Source organism: Bacillus sp. HMF5848, from assembly GCF_003944835.1.
GTDB lineage: Bacteria > Bacillota > Bacilli > Bacillales > HMF5848 > HMF5848.
In genome coordinates this window covers 2,837,900-2,857,661 of record NZ_RWIV01000001.1, presented here as the reverse complement: position 1 = coordinate 2,857,661, position 19,762 = coordinate 2,837,900, and the positions used below count along the sequence as shown (strand labels likewise).

The 19,762-nt window shown below is 35.4% G+C and carries 20 protein-coding genes; 13 read left to right on the top strand and 7 right to left on the bottom strand.

Features of this window, described 5'->3' with window-relative positions; genetic code table 11:
- Positions 1-158: 158 nt before the first annotated feature.
- From EJF36_RS13725 to rpmG, 3 genes are all read right to left on the bottom strand, one after another.
- Positions 159-701, bottom strand: coding sequence for a hypothetical protein (locus EJF36_RS13725; protein WP_125906860.1), 543 nt, complete (start codon positions 699-701; stop codon positions 159-161).
- Positions 698-1,099 (bottom strand): DUF6115 domain-containing protein, encoded by a 402-nt coding sequence (locus EJF36_RS21580; RefSeq protein ID WP_185806915.1) that lies wholly within the window; start codon positions 1,097-1,099, stop codon positions 698-700. Before EJF36_RS21580 ends, EJF36_RS13725 begins: the two co-directional genes overlap by 4 nt.
- Before the next feature lie 233 nt (positions 1,100-1,332).
- A complete protein-coding gene (rpmG, locus tag EJF36_RS13715) occupies positions 1,333-1,482 on the bottom strand; it encodes a 50S ribosomal protein L33 (protein WP_125906859.1) in 150 nt (49 codons plus the stop codon).
- 155 nt (positions 1,483-1,637) lie between these two features.
- Between rpmG and EJF36_RS13710 the strand changes: the two genes are divergently transcribed.
- From EJF36_RS13710 to EJF36_RS13695, 4 genes are all read left to right on the top strand, one after another.
- Positions 1,638-2,207 carry a 5-formyltetrahydrofolate cyclo-ligase gene (locus tag EJF36_RS13710; protein WP_125906858.1) on the top strand — a complete coding sequence of 190 codons (570 nt, stop codon included), beginning with the start codon at positions 1,638-1,640 and terminating at the stop codon, positions 2,205-2,207.
- Positions 2,198-2,989 (top strand): DUF92 domain-containing protein, encoded by a 792-nt coding sequence (locus EJF36_RS13705; RefSeq protein ID WP_125906857.1) that lies wholly within the window; start codon positions 2,198-2,200, stop codon positions 2,987-2,989. Before EJF36_RS13710 ends, EJF36_RS13705 begins: the two co-directional genes overlap by 10 nt.
- 33 nt (positions 2,990-3,022) lie before the next feature.
- Entirely contained in the window at positions 3,023-3,973 is a 951-nt protein-coding gene (locus tag EJF36_RS13700; protein WP_125906856.1) for an L-lactate dehydrogenase, read from the top strand.
- A 390-nt stretch (positions 3,974-4,363) separates the two neighbouring features.
- Entirely contained in the window at positions 4,364-5,950 is a 1,587-nt protein-coding gene (locus EJF36_RS13695) for a rhomboid family intramembrane serine protease (protein WP_125906855.1), read from the top strand.
- Here the strand turns inward: EJF36_RS13695 and EJF36_RS13690 are convergent.
- Complete coding sequence (locus EJF36_RS13690; protein WP_125906854.1) at positions 5,947-6,819, bottom strand: hypothetical protein; 873 nt, start codon at positions 6,817-6,819, stop codon at positions 5,947-5,949. The two genes, EJF36_RS13695 and EJF36_RS13690, sit on opposite strands and share 4 nt — an antisense overlap.
- 274 nt (positions 6,820-7,093) lie before the next feature.
- Between EJF36_RS13690 and EJF36_RS13685 the strand changes: the two genes are divergently transcribed.
- The 7 genes from EJF36_RS13685 (at position 7,094) to EJF36_RS13655 (ending at position 15,853) form a co-directional block, all read left to right on the top strand.
- Entirely contained in the window at positions 7,094-8,554 is a 1,461-nt protein-coding gene (locus EJF36_RS13685; protein ID WP_125906853.1) for a spore germination protein, read from the top strand.
- Between the two features lie 175 nt (positions 8,555-8,729).
- On the top strand, positions 8,730-8,933 hold the full coding sequence (locus EJF36_RS13680) for a YqgQ family protein (RefSeq protein ID WP_125906852.1): 204 nt from the start codon (positions 8,730-8,732) through the stop codon (positions 8,931-8,933).
- A 24-nt stretch (positions 8,934-8,957) separates the two neighbouring features.
- On the top strand, positions 8,958-9,908 hold the full coding sequence (locus EJF36_RS13675) for an ROK family glucokinase (protein WP_125906851.1): 951 nt from the start codon (positions 8,958-8,960) through the stop codon (positions 9,906-9,908).
- A gap of 833 nt (positions 9,909-10,741) precedes the next feature.
- Positions 10,742-12,625: an LTA synthase family protein gene (locus EJF36_RS13670; protein WP_125906850.1), complete on the top strand. Its 1,884-nt coding sequence runs from the start codon at positions 10,742-10,744 to the stop codon at positions 12,623-12,625.
- A gap of 413 nt (positions 12,626-13,038) precedes the next feature.
- Positions 13,039-14,232: a M14 family metallopeptidase gene (locus EJF36_RS13665; protein ID WP_125906849.1), complete on the top strand. Its 1,194-nt coding sequence runs from the start codon at positions 13,039-13,041 to the stop codon at positions 14,230-14,232.
- Positions 14,233-14,393: 161 nt separating this feature from the next.
- Positions 14,394-15,527, top strand: a complete 1,134-nt coding sequence (locus tag EJF36_RS13660) for a YqgU-like beta propeller domain-containing protein (protein ID WP_125906848.1) — start codon at positions 14,394-14,396, stop codon at positions 15,525-15,527.
- A 17-nt stretch (positions 15,528-15,544) separates the two neighbouring features.
- Positions 15,545-15,853: an MTH1187 family thiamine-binding protein gene (locus tag EJF36_RS13655; RefSeq protein ID WP_125906847.1), complete on the top strand. Its 309-nt coding sequence runs from the start codon at positions 15,545-15,547 to the stop codon at positions 15,851-15,853.
- A 390-nt stretch (positions 15,854-16,243) separates the two neighbouring features.
- On the opposite strand, the gene EJF36_RS13650 is transcribed toward EJF36_RS13655, so the two are convergent.
- The gene (locus EJF36_RS13650; protein WP_125906846.1) at positions 16,244-16,426 is read right to left on the bottom strand and encodes a DUF2759 domain-containing protein; all 183 of its coding nucleotides are present in this window, start codon (positions 16,424-16,426) and stop codon (positions 16,244-16,246) included.
- 203 nt (positions 16,427-16,629) lie between these two features.
- Here EJF36_RS13650 and EJF36_RS13645 point away from each other — a divergent pair, with 203 nt between their 5' ends.
- Positions 16,630-17,265: an MBL fold metallo-hydrolase gene (locus tag EJF36_RS13645; RefSeq protein WP_125908388.1), complete on the top strand. Its 636-nt coding sequence runs from the start codon at positions 16,630-16,632 to the stop codon at positions 17,263-17,265.
- 188 nt (positions 17,266-17,453) lie between these two features.
- Complete coding sequence (locus EJF36_RS13640; protein WP_125906845.1) at positions 17,454-18,563, top strand: class I SAM-dependent methyltransferase; 1,110 nt, start codon at positions 17,454-17,456, stop codon at positions 18,561-18,563.
- Between the two features lie 59 nt (positions 18,564-18,622).
- Here the strand turns inward: EJF36_RS13640 and EJF36_RS13635 are convergent, their stop codons facing one another.
- Both EJF36_RS13635 and EJF36_RS13630 read right to left on the bottom strand, forming a co-directional pair.
- On the bottom strand, positions 18,623-18,868 hold the full coding sequence (locus EJF36_RS13635; RefSeq protein ID WP_125906844.1) for a DUF2626 domain-containing protein: 246 nt from the start codon (positions 18,866-18,868) through the stop codon (positions 18,623-18,625).
- Between the two features lie 86 nt (positions 18,869-18,954).
- Positions 18,955-19,656 (bottom strand): helix-turn-helix transcriptional regulator, encoded by a 702-nt coding sequence (locus EJF36_RS13630; protein ID WP_125906843.1) that lies wholly within the window; start codon positions 19,654-19,656, stop codon positions 18,955-18,957.
- Positions 19,657-19,762 lie beyond the last annotated feature (106 nt).

Below are 19,762 nucleotides of genomic sequence, written 5' to 3'. Positions count from 1 at the left end.
TTGAATAGAATTAGAAGAGAACACTATGTCAAACCACATAGTGTTCTCTTCTTTAAACGTATTGTTTATAATATAAACAAAATCTACATGTTGCTAATTATTTCAAAACATTTATCGAAATCCCACTCCGAGGCGTGCAAATACAGAACGTGTTTTAACTAGTTCCCCGTTATAATACCAGCTAATTGATCATACGTCATATTACTTGTAACAGTATATGTATTTACTTGTATTAATCTATTGTAGCCGTTGTTCACTAAAAAAGTATCAAAATCTTTAGCATTTTTTATGATGCCGTTTTTCTGTAAGGTATTAGCCACTGCTGTACTTGTCATACCTTGATTAATAGTCAAAACATAAGTTATTGGTTCGGGGCTAGCTTCATCTTGTTTTGGTTTTGGTGTATTGTTAGAGGTTGTATTATCATCTACAACCTCTTCGCTTTGAGGTTTAGCTTCGTTTTGACCTGACTGTAGTTGTTCTTTTAATGAAAGTAGCTCATTTGATGCTTCTTTAAGCTTAACATACTCGCTCTCAGATACCTTTACATAATTGTTTGCTTCCAAGAAAGTATCAACTGTTTCTGCATCTATAATGGGCTCTTCTAATGGTTTTTCTTCACTTATAATATAAACACCGCCAAGTACTAACGTGGCAAAAATAAGGCCTCCTGCGAAAGCCTGCAGGGTAGGTTTGTTCATCGCGTATCACCCCAGGACTGAAGCATAAGACGTACTTCTTCCGTTCCTAGTGAGGTTAGCTTTGCGATTTGATCATATTTATACCCTTGTTTATGCAAATGAAGAACTCTTTGAAGATCTGTGTGTGCAGTATTTTGCTGCAAGTGCTTGTTGTCTTCATTGCTTTGATAATTAATTTTAAAGTCATCATCACGATAATTAGTCGTATAGTCTTCGTCGCCTAGTATTTCTTCTTCTAGTACCTTCATTTTCTTTTTTAATTTATATACTTCTTGAAATGTACTTAGTGACACTTGCTCGATTTGACTTTCTAGCTCATTGTATTTATTTCGGGTAAAGAATGAGAGTATTAGTAATAAAATAGCTAAGGACAAAAGTGCAATCATAGTTATGTACAAAAACACAACACCTCATTTCAGAAAAACTTACATATCTATATAGTAAATCATATCAAAATAATTTAAAGTATGTTATCAATAATTTTTCACATCTTTATAAGAGCACATTCCCCATTCTTTCAACATTATTATAGGTAAAGCTTTGGGGGTATTGTATAACGTCATATGGTTGTTATATTCTAAAAATATTTTTATACACACAAAAAAAGAAGCAGTAGACATATGCCTACTACTTACTTTGTTTCGCGGTGAACTGTTACTTTTTTTAATCTTGGACAATACTTTTTAAGCTCTAAGCGATCTGGGTTGTTACGCTTGTTTTTAGTTGTGATATAATTGCGATCGCCGCTTTCTGTGCAAGCTAACGTTATATTTACACGCATGTTTTGTTCCCTCCAAATCAATGTATACTTTACAGACTTAAATATCATATCATTTCTTGTATCAAATATCTAGTGATTTTTGCAGATTCTCTTTTGCATTTTATTTAATGCGAAGATGATGACATTTTTGATACAATTCAGATTAGGGGGTAGTTATGAACAAGGGTGAAATAAGAAAACAGATGAAACAGGAATTATCACAGTTGTCCGAGGCTAAAAGAGAAGAAATGAGTAAATCAATCTATAACAAGCTTTTCAGTTCAAGTTTATGGCGTGAAGCTGATACAATTGGCATTACGATAGCAATGCCTTTTGAAATTAATACTAAGCCCATTATTAAAAAAGCATGGGATGAGCAGAAACAAGTTCTCGTCCCAAAATGTATACCAAGTAAAAGGATACTTGACTACTATGAGTTAACTGATTTTAATCAGCTTGAAACCGTCTATTATAATTTACAAGAGCCTAATGTACATAAAGCTAAGAAGAACTCAGCGGATGCTTGTTCTTTATTATTTGTCCCCGGTTTGGCATTCAATATAGAAGGATATCGTATTGGTTTTGGAGGCGGCTATTTTGATCGTTTACTTGCATCTTACAAGGGAGGACCAACAATAGCATTGGCATACAAATTACAAATTATATCGAATATCCCACATAGTAGTTTTGATATGCGAGTTAACCATATTTTAACGGAGGATTCTAACATAATGTCATGCAAATAGAATTGATTATTAGCCTTGCTATTGTTGTATTTTCGGTGTTGGGATGGAAAGAGAAGCTGTTATCTTTGTCTGGCGTTTTAGGTGCTAGCATTGTGGGTATAACAATTTACATGAGTTTTTCGCTTGAAGGATTAATATTATTAGGTTTGTTTTTTGCAACTTCTAGTTTTTGGAGTGTGTATAAAAAACGGCAAAAATCCTTCTTAAAGGATAAGCTAGAAAAAGGGGAGCAACGTGATATTTATCAAGTGTTTGCCAATGGAGGCATTGCTTCAATCTTAGCTATCGTATATTTCTTTTATCCTTCACAAGCTATATTAATTTCGTTTATAACATCATTAGCTGCTGCAAATGCTGATACGTGGGCTTCTGAGATTGGTACACTAAGTAGAGCGAATCCCATTCTATTACATAATGGTAAACGAGTTGCGAAAGGTACAAGCGGTGCTGTCTCGCCATTAGGTACGTTCGCTTCTTATATCGGAGCTCTGGTTATTGCATTAGGTGGCGCAATACTTTGGTACGGTCAACTTTCACTATTCCAAGTTATAACTATAACCACAATTGGTTTCTGGGGGAGTATTATTGATACAATTTTAGGGGCTACTATTCAAGTGCGTTACAAATGTTCTATCTGTTCCATTCAAACGGAACGAAAATATCATTGCGAGCAGTTAACAATCAAAACAGGTGGATTTGTCTCTGTAAATAATGATGCTGTTAATCTTCTTTCTAATGGTATTGCATGTATTACTGTATTAATTTTTATTTATATTCAATAATATAAAGAGGAAGTAACAAAGGAGGATATTACGATGCGTGGAATAAATAGAGTAGTATTAATTGGAACAGGTTTTGTTGGATCTAGTTACGCTTTTGCTTTATTAAATCAAGGTGTTACTGAGGAACTAGTGCTTATTGATTTAAATCAGGAAAAAGCAGAAGGGGATGCGATGGACTTAAACCACGGGATTGCCTTTGCTCCTTCACCGACAAAAGTATGGTTTGGTGATTATAGCGATTGCGAAAATGCTGATATTGTTGTTATTACAGCCGGTGCCAATCAAAAGCCAGGTGAAACTAGACTAGATTTAGTAGAAAAGAACACAAAAATATTTAAAGGTATCGTTGATCAAGTTATGTCAAATGGGTTTAATGGTATATTCTTAGTGGCTACCAACCCTGTTGATATACTTTCATATGCTGTATGGAAATTTTCAGGTTTACCAAAAGAGCGCGTTATAGGTTCCGGTACTATTTTGGATACTGCTCGTTTCCGCTATTTACTTGGTGATCATTTTAATGTTGATGCAAGAAATGTTCATGCCTATATCATTGGTGAGCATGGAGATACAGAACTTCCTGTTTGGAGCCACGCTGATATAGGAGGAAGACCTATTTTAAAAATAGTGGAAACGAGTGACAAGCATACAAAAGAGGATTTAGAGGATATCTTTGTTAATGTACGTGATGCCGCCTATAAAATTATAAATGCTAAAGGTGCTACGTATTATGGAATTGCTATGGGACTTGTTCGAGTGACAAAAGCAATATTACAAAATGAGAATTCAGTTCTAACAGTTTCGTGCTTGTTAGATGGTGAATTTGGCCATAAAGATGTCTATATTGGCGTACCTGCTGTCGTAAATCGACATGGCATTCGTGAAATTGTGGAATTAGACTTAAATGATCAAGAAAAACAGCAATTTGAACACTCAGTAGATGTTTTAAAAAAGACAATGAAACCTGTATCGACTTTACAGTAATATGGAAGCGTAATAAGCTGCAACTTGCAGCTTTTTTTCTTGTATTAAAGGATAAAATAAAACAGGAACTCACACAGTAAATAAAAAGGAGGGTATTATTCCATGTTACGACTTATAAATCTAATTGTAATTAGCGTGAGTGTTTGGACACTTTATAAACGAAGGTACTATGTGGCAAACCAGATTTTGAGTGTTCCCTTTTTAAGACAAATGGCAGTAAAATACGCAATGAAAATCCCTTTTATTCGAAAAAACATACTACAAGTAGTGTTTAAATAAAGAAATGTGCTGGTAGCAAACAACGAACCCGACATGCTTACAGTTTTTTAGTATAATTAAGGTGACTTGGATGTGATACCAGTCTAGTATGAGAGGACGTACCTATATTATGTGAAATGTAATAACGTCCGCTTAGATGCACTTAAGGGAGAGGGGATTGAATTGTTTGCTTATCAAGCTTTTTGGGAGCTTGCTCATCAATTGGTTGTACAAAACAACTATAGAATTATTCAAATATCAGAAGATCAAAGAGAACTATGGTTAGAGAACCGTTCAGATAAAAATGTGCAAGTTGTGCGTTTACTTCAATATGATTTAGATTGGGCAAATTGGATGGCTAGGGATATTGAAGATATTATACGTAAAATGGATCGTGTAAGGAAACATATAACGAGAAGAAAGATAACGGTAGCTAATGTATATGTCTCAACGTATCCACCTGTTGATGACTGGGAGCATCTTATTGAGAAATCTCAATCTTATGGACCCAATGAACAAGTTAAGATGCAATCCTTTGTGTTAGATGAACAAAATTCTTCGCTAAGCAGTTTATCTCACTATTTCGATAAAAGCATCACCTTGCAGTTTGATAGGCAGGGTGACTTAACGGAAGGTGACCGATACAAGTATGCCACATTAAAAGTTGCTGCAGATAATGCTAAGTTTGAAAAAAAAGTGTTTCAACAATCGAAGAGACCTTTTTTTACATTCTTCTTTATTATTTTGCAAGTCTTAATGTTTCTTGTGGTTGAATGGTATGGAAGTAGTACAGATGTAGCTACGCTCATATCATTTGGTGCTAAATACAACCCTTTTATTCTAGCAGGTGAATGGTGGCGTTTCTTTACACCAATTATTCTCCATATTACATTTTTGCATTTGTTTATGAATACGTTAGCTTTGTTTTATTTAGGTATTGCTGTAGAAAAGTTGTATGGAAACGGTCGGTTTCTATTCATATATTTACTAGCTGGCTTTACTGGGTCGGTAGCAAGCTTTTTGTTTAGTCCGGTTGTCTCAGCGGGTGCGTCTGGTGCTATATACGGTTTATTCGGTGCTCTACTTTATTTTGGTGTTGTCTACCCTTCTTTATTTTTCCGAACAATGGGACTGAATTTGTTTTTTATTCTAGGAATAAATCTAGTTTTTGGTTTAGTTGTACCTGTAGTAGACAATGCAGGTCACCTTGGCGGTTTAGTTGGTGGTTTTTTAGCAAGTGCGATTGTTTCGTTACCAAAAAAATCCTATAAAGCTAGACAAGTAACTGCTTTTCTTATGACAATAGCTCTTATCAGTGGAAGCATATGGTATGGCTTTACTAATAAACAAGCAAGCGATTGGCGTGAGGTTGCTCAAATAGCACAGGAATATGCTAATAACCGGCAGTATGAGCAGGCCCATAAAATAATAAATGCTCAAATGCCTCTTAGTGCCAGTGATGATCGTTTATTTATGATGAGAGGAGTCGTATTTATCCAGGAAGGACAATATGACTCTGCGATAATCGCACTTCAAAAAGCAATAGAACTTAATAATACAATGCATGAGGTTTACTTTTATTTGGCTCAGTTGTATGCGGAGAAGAATGAATTAAATAAGGCCATTGAATATGTTGAAACAGCCATCACTCTTGACCCGAAAAATACTGACTATAAAGAGCTTCTAGAAAGGATCAAAGAGTATATGAGAGGTAGCTAGTTAATATGTTGAATAAGTTGAGCAGGCTGTCCGTCTATTGTTTCTGTTAATACAAATAAATGTGTAAAATCTTTACTTACTAATATGAGAGGCATTGTACTACCGATAGGATCGACTGTTTTACCGTTGGTTAGTGTAATGCCTAGGACATATTGTTTATATAAACCTTCCCAAAGCTGCCCCAATATCTTATTTGTCTTTGCTTGACTTAAATTAAATAATGGTTTGTTGTTATAATTAGTCAAGTTATATAGAGGAATTAAATGATAGGAATTAATCGGTATTTGATAATAATCCACTAACCTTTTCCAACTATACTTCAACTGTTGCAGCGTTGCATGGTCAAGAACTTGTTTCCATTCTATTTCCTCATTCGATTTAGCCACTCGGAAAGAGTAAAGTGCACTGAACGGCGAGTCTATTACATAAAGTTCATCTCTAGTCATTGTCTGTGCACTGAAAATTTGTTCAGCTCCTTTGTGTATCTCACCGTAATGGAACGTAATGCTTTGATAATGTGAACTGTCCTCTCCGACAACTTTTTCATGCTGAGTAAGATTGCTTATATTTTCATCCCACTCTGATTGAATCCCTTTTAGTTGACCATTTGAATACAATAATGAAACATCTTGACGTAAATATACAGGTGTTTCTAGAGAAGACGTTATTCCCCATTCAACGATATATTCGTTGTCATCCTTCTTATCCAGTAATGTTAAAGTTGTTGATGCTTCTTTAAACTTTGTGTCTTTATCAATTGGGAAAAAAATAATACTTTCACGAGCAGTTTCTGTTTTTGTTTCCAAAAATAGCCACAGAGCAGTTAAGCTGGCTGCTAAAATGACTATATAAATCGTAATACGTTTCAAGCTATTCACCTCATTAGGACAACCTTTACTTTATATGTATGAGCGAAGGCATTAGGATATAACCACTCAAAAGTTATTGATAATAACCTTCAATATGCAAGGTATGTTTTACCAATTATATGTCTATGCTGAAGGATGCGGAAAAAATAGGTGTATAGACCAAGATTTTAAAAAATCTGTGCACTTAATGTAACCGTATGAATCTGCAAAATCAGATGTAAATGCCTTAGGTTTTACATAGATTTTAAAACTAAGCTAGAGGTTGGTGGAACGTATGGGAAATGAGACGAAAAAAGCCGTTTCCACAAAGCTTCAAGAAAACGTTACCTTTTTAAAAGAAGAATTAGCAGTGGAAAAAAGCTTTGATGTAATTCAACTTGATGTAAACTATGCGGAACGAGATATGTCATTGTTTCTAATAGACGGGTTTGCTAAGGACGATATTTTACATTATTTAATGAAGTTATTAGCAGATTTAAAACCAGAGCAGCTGGAAGGAGACACGCTGGAGAAATTATTAAAGCGATATATCCCGTATATTGAAGTTGAAAAGCAGAATGATTTAACAAAAGTTGTTGATTCAGTTTTGGCTGGACCTACTGCACTAGTAGTGGATGGCGTTGATTATGTCATAATTATTGATGCGCGTACTTACCCTGTTCGCGGACCACAGGAGCCTGATACAGAGCGGGTAGTTCGAGGAGCGCGTGATGGCTATGTAGAAACGATTGTGTTCAACACAGCACTTACTAGACGACGTATACGTGATAAATCACTACGGATGGAATATATGCAGGTTGGTCGGCGTTCAAAATCAGATATTGTTGTCTGTTATTTAGAGGATATAGCAGATTCTAAGCATGTGGAGGATGTGAAGAAGTCAATTTCTCAAATAGACACTGATGGATTGCCGATGGGCGAAAAAACTGTGGAAGAATTTATTACGGGGCGCCATTGGAATCCTTATCCAATTGTTAGATATACTGAGAGACCAGACACAGCAGCAGCTCATTTATATGAGGGACACGTCATTATTATAGTAGATGGGTCGCCTAGTGTGCTAATAACTCCTACGACCTTCTGGCATCACCTTCAGCATGCGGAAGAGTATCGAAATAAACCAATCGTAGGTGCGTATTTAAGAGTTGTTCGATTTCTTGCAGTTTGGGCTTCTTTATTTCTAATTCCACTATGGTATTTATTTTCTCAGCAACCAGAGCTTTTGCCGGAATCTTGGCAGTTTATAGGTCCAAATGACCCAGGTGCAATACCATTAATTGTCCAGTTTCTTATAATTGAAGTAGGACTCGATATGCTACGGATGGCAGCGATACACACACCATCCTCACTTGCCACCGCATTAGGATTAGTAGCTGCATTAATGATTGGACAGGTAGCTGTAGAAGTAGGCTTTTTAACAAATGAAGTTATATTATATTTTGCTATTGTGGCGATTGGAACTTTTGCGACACCAAGTTATGAAATGAGTTTGGCCAATCGATTATCTCGGCTGTTTTTAATTATTGCGACCGCATTATTTGGTGTGGCAGGATTGGTAATAGCATTTACGTTATGGTTGATCATGTTAGCTCGTATGAAATCATATACGACACCGTATTTATGGCCATTAATACCATTTGACTGGCGTGCCCTGCGTGACGTTCTTTGGCGTGCACCTATGCCACTTAAAAATCGTCGTCCATCGGTTTTACATCCTAAAGACCCTGATAAATAAATAAAAGTGGAATTTAATGTATATTATAAGCGTATCGGATGAGCAAAAAAATAAATTTATTACTAAATAAAGTAATATGTTAAAAAATTTTCACTAAAATGGCTTACGTTGTGTTGACGTAAGCCTTGTATTATTTAATACTTTATTTGTATATCTTTTTTGAGTAGGTGAGAATTTGCGCACACTATATGATGTTCAGCAGCTTTTGAAGAAATATGGAACAATTATTTATGTTGGTAATAGGGTGGCTGACCTTGAGTTAATGGAGGATGAGCTTAGGGAGTTAAATAAGTCACAGCTTATAGAACCAAAGGATTACCAAATGGCTTTATTGCTTATTCGTCAGCAAATTCAACTGGAGCTCGATAAACAACACTAAAGTGAAGTAGAGGATGAGGTTAAAATGGAAAACAAATGGCTAGTCGGTGTTGACTTAGGTGGCACGACAATTAAAATGGCTTTTATAAGTGAAGAAGGAAACATCTTAAAAAAGTGGGAAGTTCCAACGGATTTAACTAATAACGGTTTAAACATTACACGTGATATTGCAGCAGCAATAAAAGACAAGCTTGAGGAAATAAATGAGTCTAAGAGTAAGTTACACGGCATAGGAATTGGTGCACCAGGTCCTGTCGATGTTGCAAATGGATTAATCTATGAAACTGTAAATATTGGTTGGAAAGACTTTCCTCTTAAGGAGAAGTTAGAAAATGAAACTGGGTTACCAGTTATCGTTGATAATGACGCTAATATTGCAGCAATTGGAGAGATGTGGAAAGGTGCAGGAAATGGGGCTGAATCTCTAATCGCTGTTACATTAGGAACTGGTGTTGGTGGCGGAATTATCATTAACGGTGAAGTGGTTCATGGTATAAATGGTGCTGGTGGAGAAATTGGTCATATGGTAGCTGTTCCAGAAGGCGGAGCGCAGTGTAATTGTGGAAAAACAGGCTGTTTAGAAACAGTTGCTTCAGCTACAGGTATAGTAAGAATCGCAAAAGAGAAGCTAGCTAATACAGATGCTGATAGTGTGCTACGTGAAGGAGATATTACAGCTAAAGCCATTTTTGATGCTGCAGCAAGCCGGGATGCAGTTGCTTTAGATGTTATTGATAATATTACACTTCATCTAGCAGTGGCTCTAGCTAACTTAGCAAATGCAATAAATCCAAGAGCTATTGTTATTGGTGGGGGTGTGTCACAAGCAGGTGACATTCTAATGCAACCTCTTCGCGAGAAGGTGGAGAAGTTCTTGTTTCCACGTACAAAGGTTGATTTACGATTAGAAACTGCAACATTAGGCAATGATGCAGGTGTTATCGGTGGAGCATATTTAGCAAAAACAAAACTATAAGGATAAGTAAAGTGCAAGCGCCTTGCTCAGCTTCGCCCAGATTAAGACGTCCCCCGCAGGAAGGGTCACCCTCCGGACGGCGATGGCTTAAAGACCTCGAGCTGTGAAAAGCATCATATTTCATATCATGCTTTTCACAACATACTCAAGGAAGATTATCATAGATGAAAAACTGGCTAGGCGCTGGAGCTAGACACTAATCTAGGTGAAAAACTCATACTTTCCTATCCGTTAAAGAAGAAGCTAATCGCTGATTAGCTTCTTTTTATTAATTTTAAATAACGTTTATAACATTTCATCTAAAAATACATGAACATAGTATTTTCAACACACTACCTGCTATTTCAGTTCTAGTACATTTTTCCTAAGGAAAAGGGTTTTTTGGAATAAACGTGTCTACGGAGCGATGAAGGTCATTAATATCACTTTCTACCTATACTTGCAAAAACGTTTTCGTTGTTATAAGGCACGAATGAAAAGTTGACCTGTACTTTATTGCAAGTCATGTCTGCTAACAATTGTTGAAGTAACTTGAAATAATACCTCGAAATTATCTTCTGTATAGCCTTCTTCTTCAAAATTCGTATAGTTCATTAGTACTGAATTTGCATATTTTAAGATGAAACTTGAAACTTATTTCCGTTTGCTACGTCTAATGACTGTGTATGTAAAGTGAATATTATTTTTATTGCTTTTATGTAAAAAAAGTATTAAGATAGCATTTGATTGTATTTCGCGACAGCCTAGTATCTGTAAAAAATATACATTAAATGGAAGAAATATAGAATGATAATTATGGGAAAAATAAGAATGATAGATAGGGGGAAATATAGATGATAAAGAAAATTAAAAATCTGTCTTTATCTAACATTACGTTTTTATTACTAGCTACTTCCCTGCTCTGGATAAAAACATATGTAGTATACAAGTTATATTTTGATATAAAGATTGAATCGGCCATGCAGGAGTTAATATTATTTATTAATCCGATAAGCTTTTTAGCTGTCGTCCTAGGCATATCATTATTTTTGAAGAAAAATCGTCAAAAGCGTTATATTATAATTTCAAGTGCTATTATAACCTTTGTTTTATTTGCGAATGTTATTTACTATCGCTTTTTCAATGACTTTATTACAATACCGGTCTTATTCCAAACAAGTAATATGGGGGATTTAGGAAACAGTATTTTTGAATTATTGTCGTGGAAAGACTCGCTAATGTTTGCAGATGTCATTTTTTTAGCATGGCTGGCTCGACATAATTATCGTTGGGCAGTACTTGATACTGTTTCAAAAAAAGATCGTCGTATTTACTTTACAGCTATAACAGCTATAGCGATTATTAACTTAGGGTTAGCTGAAGCTGAAAGACCGCAATTATTGACGCGTACATTTGATCGTGAAATGCTTGTGAAAAATATCGGTACGTATAACTACCATGTCTATGATATTGTTCTGCAATCTAAGTCAAAGGCACAGAAGGCATTTGCAGATAGTTCAGAGCTAGTGCAAATCGAAAACTATGTAAAAGCCAACTACAACAAGCCTAATGAAGACATGTACGGTGTAGCAAAAGGGAAAAATATTATAATGGTGTCGATGGAGTCATTACAAAGCTTTGTGATTAATAAGAATGTATACAGTCATGAGATTACACCTTTTTTAAATGATTTTATTTCCGAGAGCTTTTACTTCGATAATTTTTACCATCAAACAGGACAAGGAAAAACATCTGATTCTGAGTTTATTACTGACAACTCATTGTATCCATTAGGAAGAGGAGCTGTATTCTTTACGCATGGAACAAATGAATATAATGCAATTCCGGAAATTGTGAAGAACTATGGCTATAACTCTGCTGTATTACATGCGAATAACAAAAGCTTCTGGAATCGAGATGTCATGTATCAATCATTAGGCTATGATAAATTTTTTGACATCGAGAGCTACGAAGTAACTGAAGAAAACTCGGTAGGATGGGGACTAAAAGACAAGGAATTTTTTGATCAATCTTTAGAGCACCTTCAATCGCTACCGCAGCCGTTTTACGCTAAGCTTATTACACTTACAAATCATTTCCCTTTCAAGCTAGGGGAAGAAGATACTAGTATTCCCGAGTTAGAATCATCAAGTAAAACATTGAATCGTTACTTCCCAACGGTCCGCTATATGGACGAAGCGTTGGAGCAGTTCATAAATGATCTAAAAACTTCCGGTCTATATGAAAACTCCATCATCGTACTGTATGGCGATCATTATGGAATTTCAGAAAACCATAACGAGGCAATGGGCTTTTACTTAAAGCGCCCAATTACACCGTTTGAAAGTGTGCAGCTTCAACGAGTACCATTATATATTCATATTCCTGAGCTAAAGGATGAAGCGAAGATTATTACTAAAGTATCCGGTCAAATTGACATGAAGCCTACATTACTTCATTTATTAGGTATTGATACTAAAAATGATATTCAATTTGGCAGTGATTTGTTTGCTGTTGATAAGCCGGATTTCACTGTGTTACGTGATGGTAGCTTTATTACTAAGAATTATGTATATACAAACAACACATGTTATGACAAAGCATCAGGTCAAGAAGCTGACCGAACACTCTGTGAGCCATATGAAGAAAAAGCAAAGAGTGAATTATCTTATTCAGACCAAATTATATATGGAGATTTACTTCGTTTCTATGATGGTCGCACATTTATAAATAAATAATAAAGTGGTTATGTAGAGGGTGTCCCAAAACTTACGTTTTTGGGGCATTTTTTATTTTTTAAAAAAACAGTGGCGTTGATTTTCGCTCCATTGCGCTCGCTTTCCGCGGGGTGGCCGTAAGCCTCCTCAGGCTTTGCCTTGCGGGGTATCACGACTGCCGCTATTTTCCCGCTGAGGCCCGCACGATGTGGGTCAGAAAGACGTTGCCACAGGATGTGGCGCTCTTAGTCTTTCGTCTTCTATCGTGCATTCCGCTGAAATCAAAATTAAACAAATAATCAACATTCACCTTTAACACAGCCTATGTTAAAGAAATGGACTTTCTTTATAATTCAGTGATAGAAAGCCACAAATAAATCTCAACATGAAGCAAAGTGTTATTACATACAAATGAATAGAGGGGGGATTTGTATATGAATGTAAAAGCTCGTGCAGGTGATTCGTTATTTTACTACAGTAAATTGTTTGCAATTTCTCATAAATTACTAATAGATTCAAACGCTACTGTTCAGGGAGAACTACAAGGAGGAGAAACGATTCGAATCCCAGGCTTCTTACTGAAGCGACATAAACTAACTGATACTGACACTGTTGCAAAGCTGGCAAGTAAATACCACCATAAAGAAGATGCACTTTTATTAGTAAACCAACAAATGTCCATCAATAATTGGACGCCAGGTAAACTAGTTAATATACCAGAGCGAATTACGTCACCGGTTGTAAAATCAGACGGAAACTATGCTTATAAGACGCTTATAAGTGATCTTGCGAAACTGCGAGAAGTATACCCTTTTGTCCAAATAAATATTTGTGGGCAGAGTGTGATGAAAAAGAAATTATACGAACTAAGAATTGGTACGGGGCGGAACAAAGTTCATTGGAATGCATCATTTCATGCAAATGAATGGATAACAACGAATGCTGTAATGACAGTCCTAAATGAGTATCTAATAGCATTAACTAATTTTGATAAGCTACAATCTGTAGAAGCGATACAGATATATAATGATACAACACTTTCAATCGTTCCTATGGTCAATCCAGACGGCGTCGACCTTGTTTTAGATTCCTTATCAGTTAAGGAAAGTTTCTATAATAAGGCAGTTGAAATTAATAATGGTTCGGATAATTTTGAACAATGGAAAGCAAATATCCGAGGGATTGATTTAAATAACCAATATCCAGCAAATTGGGATATAGAAAAAGAGAGAAAAGAACCTAAAGCACCCGCTCCACGCGATTATCCTGGTGATGCTCCTCTTACGGAACCAGAGGCAATTGCACTGGCTAAGCTTGTAACCGAAGAGAATTTTTCCTTAGTTGTAGCCTTTCATACACAAGGTAGGGAATTTTATTGGGGATATGAATCATATGAACCAGCCAAAGCAAAAATAATAGCAGATCGGTTTGCGCAGGTAAGTGGCTATAAATCAGTTCAATTTATTGATAGTCATGCCGGCTTTAAGGATTGGTTTATTCAAAACACTAGGAACCCTGGTTTTACAATAGAATTAGGAGAGGGCACTAATCCGTTGCCACTAACTCAATTACCTTCTATAGTGGAGGCAGCACGAGCTATTGGTATTTCTTCTTTGCTTGTACGCTAACAGATTTTTTAAAAATATTTAGTATATATTAAACCGCTTTTGATGTATATTTCGAAGATTTGCTCTATAATAAATTATGATAGCCGCCGTATATTACGGCTTTTTTCTTTGCCATTCACATGACAGTTTAAAATTTTGCTATAAGCAGGGTAGGTTTTAAAATGAATAAAAAAATATCTTTAATCTTAATCTTGCTCATTTTGTTTCTTATTAGTGCGTGCCAACAATCGATATCACAAGATATTGCTATACATAAATTAAAGAATCATGCTGCTTCTTCCAAACAAGAACTACATCGTCACTTTTTTAGCGAGGGAGAAATTATCCCATTACAGGTTGATAAACATTCTTTTCAATCTATAACAGAGTGGTACGATCAAAAGTCTTTTTTGTATGTACAAGGTGTTGATAACGGAGCACATATATATAGATATAATCCTTTTACCGGGGAAAAAACTCTGTTCTTTGATTCAGATAACCAGATTGTCGCTATTCAAGCGAACAAAAATCAATCGTTATTCATAGTTCATACTGCTGTTAATCAGTATAATAGTGAGTTGCTAGTGTTAACAAAAAAAGGTGATGTTCTTTTTGAATGGCAATCTGAATCTAATCACTTGGTGATTGAATGGAATCCTTATAGTTTAAGTGTGTTTTATGTCGCTGCTTTTAAACCTGATTGGTCGTTCGAGACTTTTTCAATTGATGCAGCATCCAATAAAGTTTCCGTCTTACAGCTAAATCAGCCTTTTTTACAGTGGTATGACGAGTCATCGTTTAGCTTTTTAAAGTGGGATTCATCGTCTCCATCATTGGTAGCGCCTCTTATGAAAAGCAATATGAAAGGTAGTATTGAGGAGTTAATCTTTGATAGCATAGTATCTTATTTTGTAGATGAGGACTTTATTATGACGATAAGCAATGTAAACGAAGAAGAAGAAACATCAACGTATAGCTTTTATGATAAAAAAAGTATGAAGCAACTGTTTTCATTTACAGTTCCAGTGTTAAGTATGTATTCAGAGTGGTTTGTTCCGAATTTTCAATACAATGATACGACACAGAAGTTTTATACTCTTGTACCAATTGTAGGAGGTATGTATGATACATACAACAGTGGTTTCCGCTTAATGAGTTATTCAATACCAACAGGACAAAGCACGGTCATTCAGCAAAGAGTACCATACGCACCATTTGACATTTCTCCAGATGGCTCGTATTGTTTATACGGATATCAAACAGAGTCAATTATTGATATTACTAAGAGGCAGATGTGGGACCTTATCAAAATGTAAAAGGAGATTTTTATTTTATGGCTATTATTGATATAACAGTAGTTCCTGTAGGGACAAATACAACAAGTGTGAGTAACTATGTAGCAAGTGTTCATAAGCTCTTAGCAGATTATAAATCAAAGGGTGTATTGACATATGAGCTAACACCTATGAGTACCATTATTGAAGGAGAGTTATCAGATCTTTTTCAAGTAGTTCAACATATCCATGAGTCCATTTTTGATAAAGATGTTAAACGAATTACTACTAATATTAGAATTGATGACCGTCGAGATAAGCAATCTAGTATGCAATCAAAGCTTGAAAGTGTCAAAAGTAAGCTATAAACATTAGAAAGAGCTTTTGTACACTAAGCCATACGCTCACTCAGTTACAATTACTTAACTCCTATGAAAGGAATCGGCGATGAGTAATAGGGTGCTGCTTAACAACGAATATTTGTAGAGAGCTGTGCATACCTTATCGCTGAGTGGTAGACTAATAATTATACATTAAAAGACCGTTCGAATAATCGAACGGTCATTTTAAACGTGTAAGAAAGGATGAATTTTACACCTTAAATACTGTTTAGCTCCATGCACAGAGCCCGTGATAAAATAAAAAAATTTTCTGTAATTACACGCCACGCCTTCCTAAGTAGGACTTCCGATGGCGCTAGTCCTGCGCTTGTGTGTCATTAGGCGGGCACCTTACGCTTTTTTATGTAATTGCTGCTATTAGTGAGTAACCTGAGGATACCCTGCGTTAATAAAAGTCATAATCGAGAACCATCCAAAAATAGCGATTGTGGCAAGTGAAAACAAAATCCCAATCATATTTTTTGCTTTTAATGTTTTTAATAAACTAAATACACCTAATACAGTAACTAAAAAGAATATTATAACTAATCCTACTCCCATTACATAACCCCCTTACGCAATGTTGTTTACGTTTTCAATAAATAGATAACTTCTTTTTCTATTTTATAGCAGAAATAAACACTTGTCGAGTTCTAGTACAAAACTTTTATCTGACAGACTATAAGTGAATGCAACCTTTCTCATACGTGACAATGTAGTGTAAAATAAATTATAAATCTTAAATTATCTAGGGAGTGTAAATGATGAAGTGGTTTCGCCTATCTTTAGGTCCTTTACAAACAAACGCATATATTTTAAAAAATGAACACAATGAATGTATTATTTTTGACCCAGGTGCAGAAGGCCCAAAGTTAATTCAGTACATAAAAAGTAAGCAGCTAGCACCTGTTGCTATTTTATTAACGCATGCACATTTTGATCATATTGGTGCAGTCGATTCATGTAGAAAAGAATGGAGTATTCCAGTGTATATTCATAAAAAAGAAAAAAATTGGCTTGAAGACCCAGGTTTAAATGGGTCAAGTTTATTTTTAATGGGCGATAAAATTATTGCTAAGCCAGCAGATGAAATCATAACGGAGGAACAAACTTTACAAATTAGTAGTTTCACACTACAAGTGTTTGAAACACCGGGGCACTCACCAGGAAGCGTATCATATTATGCGCAAGATGAAGGGGTTGTTTTCTCAGGAGATGCATTGTTCGCTGGTGGAATTGGACGAACAGATCTTCCGGGTGGTAGTCATCAACAATTAATTAATAGTATTCATCAAAAATTGCTAACTCTTCCAGAGGAGACAATTGTATTGTCAGGTCATGGGCCAGAAACGACAATTGAAATGGAAATGAACGCGAATCCTTTTTTAAACGGATTTTAATTTAATAAATATACGTTATTCTCTGCCATTTTTCCATATAAAAAAATGAAGTTCCTTCATAAAAGGAACTTCGCTCTTGGGGGATGTACTACATCCAGTAATGGGAGGGGATAAAGTTAAGCTACTATATATACACAATAAAACATATTAAACACTATGTCAATGGTGTAAATGCAGAAAGGTGCGAAATGTTAAAATTTTTAAAAAACTATATATTAAATCAACCAAAAAAGATGATTTCATACCATGACTACATGAGTATTGTCTTATATGATGAGCAACATGGTTATTATATGAGTGGAAATAAAAAGATAGGAAAAGAGGGTGATTTCTACACATCAAGTAATATTTCGGATGCTTTTGCACGTATAGTGGCACGGTTGTGTATAAAAGTATGGCAGAACTCTTCACTGCTTCCACAAGTTGTTGAACTGGGAGGAGGAAACGGACGCTTTGCACGTCTTTTTTTAAAAGAGATTGAAGCGCTTGATGAAATTGTCTACTCAAAATTACATTACTATATGATAGACACAAGTCCTTATCACCGTTATTTGCAGGCAAAGGAAGTACCTAAAGATAAAGTGACTTTGTTAGAAGACTTATCTCAATTATCTTCGCCTTTTAACGGCATAGTATTTTCGAATGAATTCTTTGATGCTTTTCCTGTTCATGTTATAGAAAAACAAGAAGGTACTATTTACGAGATATTTGTGGCTTTTGAGGAGGACAATTTGGTTGAAGTGTCTGTGCCAGTCTCTAATGAAGACATAACAGAATATTTAATAGATAATGAAATTGTTCTCACTGAAGGACAACGCTTTGAAGTACCACTTGCCATGATAAACTATATAAAGAGTTTATCTAGTAAGTTAAACCAAGCTTTAATACTAACTATTGACTATGGGTATAGTAAAGAAGAGTGGCAAAATCCCATTCATCATAGTGGCAGCTTACGAGGATATTATAAACATCAGCTCATTAATAATCCCTTAGCCTATCCTTTTCAGATGGACTTAACGACACATATACATTTTGATAGTTTAGTGAAGTATGGTGAAAAATTTGGGTTAGACTACCTTACGAAGCTTCGCCAAGATGAATTTTTATTACAAAATGGAATCCTTGACTTATTACAAGAGAACTTCGACACGGATCCTTTTTCTGAAAAATCAAAGCAAAACAGAGCAATACGGTCATTAATTATGTCTGGTGGTATTAGTCAGTTCTTCTATGTAATTATGCAGCAAAAAAATATAGAGTTAAGAGAGGAACAAATTTTTCAAGAGCTTAGGATATAAATAGCTAGAGCGCTAGCAAATAGTTTGCTAGCGCTCTAAACATGTTTTGTTTAAGTTTTTTAGTGTCCACCCATCCCAGGAATCATCATGAATGTTGACCAGTAGGTGATTGCAATAAAGGAAATCGTTAAATAAGCACCAAAAACATATACATACATACGCTCAGAAAGATTCAAATAACTAACAATAATGAAAAATCCTGTTTGGGCAAAAAATATTAACGATGTTTTATACATATCACCTAAAAAGAACATGACGGCAAAGATTCCTGTCCAGAATCCAAGTACTCGATACATACGTTCCATATATGTATCCCCCTCCTTTGCATGACGCTCTGTCTATCATATCCTATTATAAGGCAAATGATTCCTCCGTGTAAACATGAAAACGTTTAATGTGCTACAGTAGCATGGTAACTACAGGAAGCACACCCATCAACAAGCTTTTCTTTCTCTTCCAATACTACTTCAGGGAATAATACCGAGAACATGCCTTCTAAGAAAGCAAAGTGCATGCGACAAACTGTTTCAGTGTTTTCAGAAGCTAACTCTTTAAATGGACAGTTGTATATTTGAAAATAAATCTTCGAATGGTCTTCGCTGCTTGCAAACTCCGGATAAAAACCTGACATAGAAGCTGCTTCGCGAATAATGTTCAACTTTTGTTCAAATGATAACTGATCTAAAGAATTTAAATGCGGCGGTAATTGACTTTCAATCATTTCTTCACCAAAGCGTTTTCCTGTTAAATACAAGGCTTTTTGTCCGGCTTCACCAAGTGACATCATAGTTTGTATAGCAATCTTAGCTAACAATTGATAATCACGGAATGGGAAATGTAGTTGGATAACATCATCAGATAGTCTATATAAGCGACTCGGCCGACCGCCTTTACCAGTTTTCTTTGTCTCAGAAACTAGCATGTTAACATCTTCAAGCTTTGATAAATGAAGTCGTGCAACGTTTGGGTGTATTTCAAATGATTCAGCTATCTCTTGAACTGTTACTTCGTTGTGTTGTTTTGCAATGTATTGATAAATGTAGTAACGCGTTGGGTCTGATAAAACATTTGTTATTTTTAAAGTTTGTTCCATTAAGGTTCACCTCAACCTTTTAAATACTGATTCCATTATAATACAGTCGAATTCGCATTGAAATGATATTTATGTGGTAAACGTTATTTGTCTGAATTTGTTCACA

Bases quoted from the DNA above. Each gene is read 5' to 3' on its own strand.
- EJF36_RS13650 (WP_125906846.1), bottom strand. From the start codon at position 16,426: ATGGGAGTAGGATTAGTTATAATATTCTTTTTAGTTACTGTATTAGGT.
- EJF36_RS13645 (WP_125908388.1), top strand. From the start codon at position 16,630: ATGAAGTGGTTTCGCCTATCTTTAGGTCCTTTACAAACAAACGCATAT.
- EJF36_RS13710 (WP_125906858.1), top strand. From the start codon at position 1,638: ATGAACAAGGGTGAAATAAGAAAACAGATGAAACAGGAATTATCACAG.
- rpmG (WP_125906859.1), bottom strand. From the start codon at position 1,482: ATGCGTGTAAATATAACGTTAGCTTGCACAGAAAGCGGCGATCGCAAT.
- EJF36_RS13685 (WP_125906853.1), top strand. From the start codon at position 7,094: ATGGGAAATGAGACGAAAAAAGCCGTTTCCACAAAGCTTCAAGAAAAC.
- EJF36_RS13700 (WP_125906856.1), top strand. From the start codon at position 3,023: ATGCGTGGAATAAATAGAGTAGTATTAATTGGAACAGGTTTTGTTGGA.
- EJF36_RS13640 (WP_125906845.1), top strand. From the start codon at position 17,454: ATGTTAAAATTTTTAAAAAACTATATATTAAATCAACCAAAAAAGATG.
- EJF36_RS13660 (WP_125906848.1), top strand. From the start codon at position 14,394: ATGAATAAAAAAATATCTTTAATCTTAATCTTGCTCATTTTGTTTCTT.
- EJF36_RS13725 (WP_125906860.1), bottom strand. From the start codon at position 701: ATGAACAAACCTACCCTGCAGGCTTTCGCAGGAGGCCTTATTTTTGCC.
- EJF36_RS13655 (WP_125906847.1), top strand. From the start codon at position 15,545: ATGGCTATTATTGATATAACAGTAGTTCCTGTAGGGACAAATACAACA.
- EJF36_RS13665 (WP_125906849.1), top strand. From the start codon at position 13,039: ATGAATGTAAAAGCTCGTGCAGGTGATTCGTTATTTTACTACAGTAAA.
- EJF36_RS13705 (WP_125906857.1), top strand. From the start codon at position 2,198: ATGCAAATAGAATTGATTATTAGCCTTGCTATTGTTGTATTTTCGGTG.
- EJF36_RS13675 (WP_125906851.1), top strand. From the start codon at position 8,958: ATGGAAAACAAATGGCTAGTCGGTGTTGACTTAGGTGGCACGACAATT.
- EJF36_RS13670 (WP_125906850.1), top strand. From the start codon at position 10,742: ATGATAAAGAAAATTAAAAATCTGTCTTTATCTAACATTACGTTTTTA.
- EJF36_RS13635 (WP_125906844.1), bottom strand. From the start codon at position 18,868: ATGGAACGTATGTATCGAGTACTTGGATTCTGGACAGGAATCTTTGCC.
- EJF36_RS13630 (WP_125906843.1), bottom strand. From the start codon at position 19,656: ATGGAACAAACTTTAAAAATAACAAATGTTTTATCAGACCCAACGCGT.